Source organism: Mesorhizobium sp. M7D.F.Ca.US.004.03.1.1 (assembly GCF_003998635.1).
GTDB classification, from domain to species: Bacteria; Pseudomonadota; Alphaproteobacteria; order Rhizobiales; family Rhizobiaceae; genus Mesorhizobium; species Mesorhizobium loti.
The window spans coordinates 1-1225 of sequence record NZ_RZQG01001312.1; the positions used below are offsets into that span (position 1 = coordinate 1).

Genomic DNA, 1225 nt, shown 5'->3' on the forward strand with positions numbered 1-1225 from the left:
GTAGAAGGACGAGCCGATCCAGGCGATGCCGGTGACGACATGCAGCCAGCGCACGGCAAAGCTCAGCCAGTCCCAGAAAATCGCGAAATCCATCATTGAAGTCGTCCCTGCCGATCCGGTGACTTTACGGGCTGGAGCGCAAACGGAAAGAGGCGAGGTGCACGATGACTTTCAAAAAAAAATGGAAAATACTAGGCTGATCGCTGCAAACCGGCGAAGGTGCTCTGCATGGCCTATCTCGACAACATTGCCGTCTTCGTTCGCGTCGTTGAACTCGGCAATCTGTCGGCGGCCGGCCGCGACATGCGCATCTCGCCAGCGGTCGCCTCCAACCGCATCAAGGAGCTGGAGAAGCATCTGGGGGTGCGGCTGTTCAACCGCACCACACGGCAGTTGATGCCGACAGAGCATGGCACGGTTTTTTACGGAGGCGCCAAGCAGGTGCTGGAGGCGATCACCGAGGCGGAAGCGGCGGTCTCGGCGCTTTCCGGGCAACCGCGCGGCACCATCCGTGTGACCGCGCCCCTCGGCCTCGGGCGCCGGCTGGTGGCTTCGGGCATTCCGGATTTTCACGACAAATATCCTGATATCGAGGTGCGGCTGAGGCTCTCGGACCACAATGTCGACATCATGAAGGAAGGCATCGACGTCGCCTTCCGGCTCGGCATCATCGAGGATTCCAGCCTCAGGATGCGCGGCATCATGGAATGCGAACGCGTGCTGGTCGCGGCGCCGAAATATCTGGAGGCGCGCGGCGAGCCAATTGAGCCGCAGGAGCTGATCGGCAAGAAACACGACTGCCTGATGCTGCGCTATTCCGGCGCGCGCGAATATGTGTGGACGCTGCAGACCCCCACGGGCCCGCAGAAATTCGAGGTGCACGGGCCGTATGACACCGACGATGGCGACGTGCTGACCGGATGGGCACTGTCCGGCCGCGGCATCATCAACAAGCCGCGCTTCGAGGTCGAGCCGTTTATCCGCGACCGACGGCTGAAGGTGATCCTTAGCAGCACGCCGCCGACACCGGTGCAATTCGCCGCCGTCTATCCGCATAAGAAGCTGCAGGATCCAAAAGTGCGGCTGCTGCTCGACTTCATGGCCGAGCGCTGCCAGCGGCTGATCAACGATCTGCTTGCTGGCAAATAGGACTGGCCGGCAAGTGAGCGGCGGTTGGCCCAGCGCCGGCGGTTTGCATCCCAAGAAGGGGGGGAAAAAGTTCAGG

General features: G+C 61.7%; 2 protein-coding genes. One reads left to right on the forward strand and one right to left on the reverse strand.

Annotated elements, in window-relative coordinates; all coding sequences use genetic code 11:
* Positions 1–96, reverse strand: a 96-nt coding sequence (locus tag EN935_RS36620; protein ID WP_164771713.1) for a urate hydroxylase PuuD, incomplete at its 3' end; no start/stop codon positions are given.
* Between the two features lie 132 nt (positions 97–228).
* Here EN935_RS36620 and EN935_RS36625 point away from each other — a divergent pair.
* Entirely contained in the window at positions 229–1149 is a 921-nt protein-coding gene (locus EN935_RS36625; protein WP_027039874.1) for a LysR family transcriptional regulator, read from the forward strand.
* Positions 1150–1225 lie beyond the last annotated feature (76 nt).